A 6,657-nucleotide genomic window follows, 5' to 3' on the forward strand; every position below is an offset into this window, starting at 1 on the left:
TTTAGTACATACGATGGGTAAAATCGCCATCGCTTTTATTTATCTAATTTTTTAAACAATTGAATCAGTATCAACTACTGATTCGCATTAATTATAAATTGTTAATTATAATCTTTCACGCTTCACTCATCGTTCATCACTAAACACTAAACACTAATCGTTAATCATTAATCGTTATTTAAAGAAGAGGTTCCGTATTGCGAGGGAGTTGTTCCGTATTGTTCCGTGAATCTTTTTCGGAAAGTGGCCATGTCGTTGAAACCTACCATTTCTGCTACTTCATGTACACTGTACCGCTGGGTGGCCAATAGTTCGGCCGCTCGTTTCAAACGGATGGAACGGGTGATTTCCAAAATACTACTGTTTGAGTATTGTTTGATCTTTCGGTAAAGGGTGGGCAGGCTTATGTTTAATGTCTCTGCCAGTACTTTGGCTTCAAAGGTTGGGTCGTCCAGGTGTTTTTCAATCGTCTGAATAAGAACTTCCATGAATGGACTGAGCGGTTCGATGTCGATGGGTTTATTCTCTCCTGCTTCTGTCTCTCCTGTCATCTCGGAGAGGGGAATGCGGGTGTAATAATGCTTGAGTTGGGCGCGACGTTTGAGTAGGTTGTTAACCTTGCTTCTCAATACCTCTACATCGAACGGTTTGGTGATATAATCATCGGCCCCCGATTCAATGCCCTTGATGACATCTTCCGTTTCCACTTTGGCCGTTAACATGATAATGGGTATCTGTGTCGTGCGTTCATTATTCTTTATCTCCCGGCAAGCCTGGAAGCCGTCTTTTATGGGCATCATTACGTCACAAAGAATCAGGTTCGGGGATTCGGAAACTGCCATGTTCACTCCTTCTTCGCCATTGCGTGCTTCAACGATGGTATATTCTTTATTGAAAATATGTTTCAGGAACCAACGGATCTGGTCACTGTCGTCGATAATCAATAGTTTTTTCCCTGTGATTCTTTTTTGAGGGAGCACCTTTATGTATTCGGAAATCTCTTCTTTCTGCAATTTGTTGAGTTTGACAAGATCACCTTCCGGTTCCACAAATTCAACGCGGCGTTCCAATAAATGCTTTTTCCCCAGCGGGATATACAAAGAATAGGTGGTGCCGTTGGGAGCCGTATCTTTGCGATACATACCTTCCAATGCATGTATTGTGTCTTTGATTTGCTTTAAGCCCCGGCGGGTACTTTCATTTTCATCCAGTCCCTCATCTTGTATATAGAGGGCGCAATAAGGCTTGTTATTATGTTTCTCGACGGAAATACCCAATGTTATCTTTCCATACATAAAGGTGTTCTTTAAGGCGTTGGTAAGCAGGGTACGGATTACATATTCCATTTTACGACGGTCTATCCATAACCAAAGGGCATTGGCCTGTGTCGTGAAATTGAAATCGACATTGTTCATCTCCAGCCAGTCAACAAAAAGATCGCAACTCTGACGGGCTATTTCTACTATGTTGTAGCGGGCTATGCGCAGGTAGCTGGCTATGTCATCCGCCCGTCTGGCTCCTATCAACTGATCCGCCAGATCTTGCAGAGACAGGGTGTTCCGGTAGGCAGAGATCAACAGCGAAGAGAGTGCTCTCTCCGGCTCTTTCCCTTGCACGGCCAGGCCCAATGATCCTAAGATCAAAGAAAGAGGGGTGCGCATTTCGTGTATGGTGTTAACGAAAAAGGCATATTGAGTGGATTCGGACTCTTTTATTTGTTGTTTGGCAGCCTCTTCTCTGTCGGCAGCTTCGCGGAGAATGGAGTCGTTTTCTTTGATCTTGGCTACGAGGATCTGCTCTAACTCTTTTCTGTTACTGCTAAGGGTTGATATTTCTACATCTTTTTCTGTCGATTGGATACGTAACTCTTCATATTTCTTTTCCCATTCTTTTTTCTCTTTTTCTAACTCCTCTATTTGGGTAAAGGCCTGTTTCTTCTGTTTCTGGAAATAGAAGAATAAAACGAGACAAACACTTATGGATACTATCAGGAGAGACAAGAGGCTGGTCTGAGAGATGGCTCCTAAAGGATTGGCTAAAAGGGAAGGGGTAGAGAGTAATAATATACAACTGCCTATACCTGCTTTCCGGATTAAAGTATGTGTTTTCATTTCTGTATTCTTACTTTGAATTGATCCGTATTTATATAAAAGAGAGTATATGGATGCCTGTGACAAAGATAAATAATATAATCTGCATTCACAAGCCATGTTTATCCTGTCATTTGTTTGCGGATAGGAAGCTACTCCTCTCTGTTTAAGTGAGGGAGATGTCTCACGTCTTTTGTTTTTATCAATGAGAGGCAGTCTCGGCAACGCGTTTGTATCCGGAAGATTAAAGAGGGGTTAGTCCCATCTTTTTCGCTTTCTCAAGCATATAGGCATGAGCGGCATCGTATGCATTCGGTATCACACCGTCCAAAATTGCATTTTTTATTGTTTCTTTCAGTGTACCCACTTGTTGACAGGGGGGGAGACCGAAGGTTTTCATGATTTCTTCTCCGGTGATAGGAGGTTGGAAGTTTCGCACCCGGTCTTTTTCTTCGATGTCAGTCATCTTTTCCCGTACCAATCGGAAGTTATTGAGGAAGCGACGTACTTTGTTCGGGTTTTTACTGGTGATGTCGGCTTCGCATAGTTTCATCAGATCATCGATATCATCACCGGCATCGAAGAGGAGCCGGCGGATAGCCGAATCGGTTACTTCGTCATCGGCCAGGTTTATCGGACGCATATGTAGACCCACCATCTTTTGAACATATTTCATTTTTTCATTCATCGGCAGTTTCATGCGGCGGAAGATACCGGGAATCATTTTCTCTCCGATGAAATTATGATTGTGAAATGTCCAGCCCAGGCGGTTGTCCCAACGTTTGGTTACCGGTTTGGCGATGTCGTGTAATAAAGCACTCCAGCGAAGCCAAAGATTGTCAGAGGTTTTACATAAGCGATCCAAGACCATCAGGGTATGGGCGAAATTGTCTTTGTGTCCGATTCCTTCTTTGGTTTCGGCTCCTTTCAACGCGGAAAGTTCCGGGAATATCAAAGGCAGTAATCCTGATTGATCCAATAATTCAAATCCGATGGAAGGCTTGGGGGATAATATGATTTTGTTGAGTTCGTCTATGATGCGTTCCTTGGATATGATAGCGATGCGTTCTTTGTTGCGTTCAATGGCGTCGAATGTCTCCGGGTCAATAAAGAATCCCAGTTGTGTGGCAAAGCGGATGGCCCGCATCATGCGGAGGGGGTCGTCGCTAAATGTGATGTCCGGATCCAATGGGGTCCGGATTATCAGTCTCTCCATGTCCTCTAGTCCGCCAAAAGGATCGATAAGCTCTCCGTAACGGTCTTTGTTCAGGCAAAGGGCCAGGGCATTGATCGTAAAATCCCGGCGGTTCTGATCGTCTTCTAACGTGCCGTCTTCTACGATCGGTTTCCGGCTGTCCCGGTTATAGGATTCTTTACGTGCCCCTACAAATTCAATCTCCGTATCTCTCATCTTTACCTGAGCCGTTCCGAAGTTTTTAAATACGGAAAGATGGGCTTTTCGTCCCCATTTATTGGCAACCGCTTTGGCCAGGGTGATACCGCTTCCTACGGCGACTACATCAATATCTTTTGAAGGACGACGCAGAAAAATATCCCGGACATATCCACCTATCACATAAACCTCCATTTGTAATTCATCAGCTACTTCGGATACCAGGCGGAATGGTTCTGCCGAAAGATGTTTCTCTATTTCTTCCTTTTCGATATAAAACATAGTGTGGCAAAGATACGGATTTAAACAAAAACTGTCAACTATCAACTGCCAACTGTCAACTATTTTGTATGTTTGCAAACGATTGATTACGTGAACATATGAAACATACATTGATATTTATGATCTTTGCCGGCCTTTTTTTAGTCGGCTGCAATCAACAGGAGAAAGAAGCCCAAGCCCGTTTGCAGAAGGCGTATACCCTGTTTGAACAAGCCGAATTCTTTTCGGCAAAGAATGAAATAGATAGCCTGCGCATACTTTATCCGAAAGAATTGAAGGTCTTGAGAGAGGCTCTTGATCTGATGCGAAAGATTGAATGGAAAGAGGCCGAGCGCAATATCGCTTATTGCGACAGTTTGTTGCCGGTCCGGCAACAGGAGTTTGATGAGTTGAAAAAAGGTTTTGTCTTTGAAAAAGACTCTGTCTATGATGAGATCGGTCATTATATATGGAAACAACAGACGGTAGAACGCAATGTGGAACGCTGTTATATCCGCAGCGGTGTCAATGAGCGGGGAGAAATCTATCTGGCCAGTGTTTATTATGGCAATCATGCAATCAAACATACAGGTATTAAAGTCAGTACGCCCGATGGCCTTTTTGCCGAGACAGCTTCCATTCCATACGACGGAGGAGTAAACTATCGTTTTGAAAACCTGGGTTTCACCACGGAGGTGGTAACTTATAAAGGAGAATATGGCATTAATGCTCTTAAATTTATTTCAGACAAAGAAAAAGAACGTATTAAAGTCGATTATACCGGTGGTAAACCTTTTGTGATCTACATAGCCGACGGCGATAAGAAAGCCATTGCCGCAACCTACAATCTGGCTGTTGTCTTGAGTGACATAGAAAAGATGAAAACCGAAAAAGAAAAAGCAGAAAAGAAAATAACCTATCTGCAAACTAAATTGGAGGGTCAATCAGTTACGGAGTAGCCAGAGAAGAAAAGAGAATACATTTCCCGAATTGAAAACAATGGCAGTAACTTGACTCTTAAAACTCTATATGATATTGTAGAGAAGGGATTAGGGGGTAAAGTTAGGATTTCCATTGAAGTATAATTTCTTTTGTTTATAAGAATTTACAACCTGTGTAAACTGACGTGTAAACCAAGAAAACAAAACACAAAAAAAGACAGCCACCATTAAAGTAACTGCCTGATACAAAGCGAGCCGAAAGCCGGACTCGAACCGGCGACCTATTCATTACGAATGAATTGCTCTACCAACTGAGCTATTTCGGCAATCTATTAATTTACAGTTACTTGTTTCTGCTTTTTTGATATCCTTATATTGCTAGGCAAGTACCAAGGCAAACAAGTTGTTAGATTAATACTAAATTAAATAACTCTCTGTGATGTAAAGGTACAAAAAAGCAGTAGATAAACGATGCTACCTACTGATTACTGTTTCTGTTATCTACAAAGCTAAAAGAGCAAGCATAAGCAACAATACCCCTATTGGCAGCAAAGCTATAGTAGTTATAAGCTTTCTATAAGATGTCTTGTATTTTATCGCATATCCCATTGGTAATAGTCCAAACAATATCCAAGTTGATACACATAAGAGGTTTTCCACATCTTCTGGGATCATCAAAAAAGGTATTCTAATAACAGAAAAAAGTTCAATCCACCTATGTGCGTCAGAAGAAGGAGAAGAAGAAGATGCTATGTAGATAAGTGCAAGTATCCCAAACAGTTCAGCAAGAATAAGAATCAATCCTGCTTTTCTCTTATTTTCTATATCTCTGTTTAACCACTTCCTGAAAGCGTATTCCCTCAAAAATATAGAGAAGAGTAGTACACCAAATAGAAACAGAGAGGTTAATGGGTCATATATGTGAATTATACCTGTTGTTACAAGATACAATGCGCTGTATATTAGATAGAAAATCAGTTTATACTTTATCTTATGATTCACAAATTCATATCCCAAGCAAAAGCTAATTGAGAATAGGGATAAAAATGTATACATGAGATGAAAATAATCGTGAGAGATATTTACAGGTTCAGAGTAAATTACTCCTTCTAGAACCATACAAAAGAGTGTACATAGACATAATATGATAAATAATAAGATGCCATATCCTAAACCTCTAAGGAGTTTTGTTGATAAGCCTTTCTCTTTTGCTAAATCATTCATTTTAAATTCATTTAATAACATACTTCCTGTCATAATCTCACTAGAAGGGCAATCCTCTATACAATACATCCTGACTAAGAGTTTTCCCACTATTAACAACTACGCTATCTCGCTTAGCTATCTCAGTCCCATTATAAAAATTGTGAACAGTCAGGATAGTTTCTTCTTCCATATATCCCATTTCTTCCACTTCTTTGAGGAGTATCAAATCATCTTTACTCTCATTCCATTCCCAGATTTGATATATGTTAGAAGCATCCCCACCAGATATATCACTAACTACTCTTTTGTTCTTAGCATCAATCATCCAACCAGAGTCAATTTGTTCACCATCACCAATTAGCCATTCGCATTCAGGGAAAGTCAATACAGTATAAGTGTATCTGTTTCTTTGTCCAGTAGGAGCATTGCGAATTATTAACTCATCTTTACCATCAAAATTCACATCCAGAAAACTAAATACAGAACATGGATCATGCCCTGAATTAATTGCAATAAACTCACCAGAACTCTCTTTTATGGCTTTGTAATCAAAGTGAATTACTTCTCCATTAGAAAGAGAATCAAACTCTATATTACCTAAGTCCACATAATCCCTATTAGAGTTACCTTCGTATATAGTGTCATTCTGCAATGACAAAACGGTTAAACGTCCATTGAGCATATTGTCTCCTGTTAATTTCTCGTATGTTATATGAAAATTATAACCACGAATAGGAGTTGTATATCTGACATAGACAGTTTTATC

5 protein-coding genes, 1 tRNA gene and 1 pseudogene are annotated in these 6,657 nt (G+C 40.5%); 2 read left to right on the forward strand and 5 right to left on the reverse strand.

The window, feature by feature from the left end; genetic code table 11:
• Positions 1 to 167: 167 nt before the first annotated feature.
• Together D0T51_RS11860 and D0T51_RS11865 are read right to left on the reverse strand one after the other, a co-directional pair.
• Positions 168 to 2,111, reverse strand: coding sequence for a response regulator (locus D0T51_RS11860; protein WP_239056823.1), 1,944 nt, complete (start codon positions 2,109 to 2,111; stop codon positions 168 to 170).
• A 223-nt stretch (positions 2,112 to 2,334) separates the two neighbouring features.
• A complete protein-coding gene (locus D0T51_RS11865) occupies positions 2,335 to 3,765 on the reverse strand; it encodes a CCA tRNA nucleotidyltransferase (protein WP_163729566.1) in 1,431 nt (476 codons plus the stop codon).
• A 98-nt stretch (positions 3,766 to 3,863) separates the two neighbouring features.
• Here D0T51_RS11865 and D0T51_RS11870 point away from each other — a divergent pair, with 98 nt between their 5' ends.
• Together D0T51_RS11870 and D0T51_RS12340 are read left to right on the forward strand one after the other, a co-directional pair.
• Entirely contained in the window at positions 3,864 to 4,703 is an 840-nt protein-coding gene (locus D0T51_RS11870) for a hypothetical protein (RefSeq protein WP_163729568.1), read from the forward strand.
• 6 nt (positions 4,704 to 4,709) lie between these two features.
• A pseudogene (locus D0T51_RS12340) lies at positions 4,710 to 4,829 on the forward strand (transcriptional regulator); the annotation flags it as partial.
• A 109-nt stretch (positions 4,830 to 4,938) separates the two neighbouring features.
• Here D0T51_RS12340 and D0T51_RS11880 read toward each other — a convergent pair.
• From D0T51_RS11880 to D0T51_RS11890, 3 genes are all read right to left on the reverse strand, one after another.
• Positions 4,939 to 5,011, reverse strand: a tRNA-Thr gene (locus tag D0T51_RS11880).
• A gap of 175 nt (positions 5,012 to 5,186) precedes the next feature.
• Complete coding sequence (locus D0T51_RS11885) at positions 5,187 to 5,909, reverse strand: hypothetical protein (RefSeq protein WP_163729570.1); 723 nt, start codon at positions 5,907 to 5,909, stop codon at positions 5,187 to 5,189.
• A gap of 40 nt (positions 5,910 to 5,949) precedes the next feature.
• The gene (locus tag D0T51_RS11890; protein ID WP_163729571.1) at positions 5,950 to 6,573 is read right to left on the reverse strand and encodes a hypothetical protein; all 624 of its coding nucleotides are present in this window, start codon (positions 6,571 to 6,573) and stop codon (positions 5,950 to 5,952) included.
• Between the last annotated feature and the right edge of the window lie 84 nt (positions 6,574 to 6,657).

The sequence above is a fragment of the Parabacteroides sp. 52 genome, assembly GCF_010500925.1.
Taxonomy (GTDB): domain Bacteria; phylum Bacteroidota; class Bacteroidia; order Bacteroidales; family Tannerellaceae; genus QVMG01.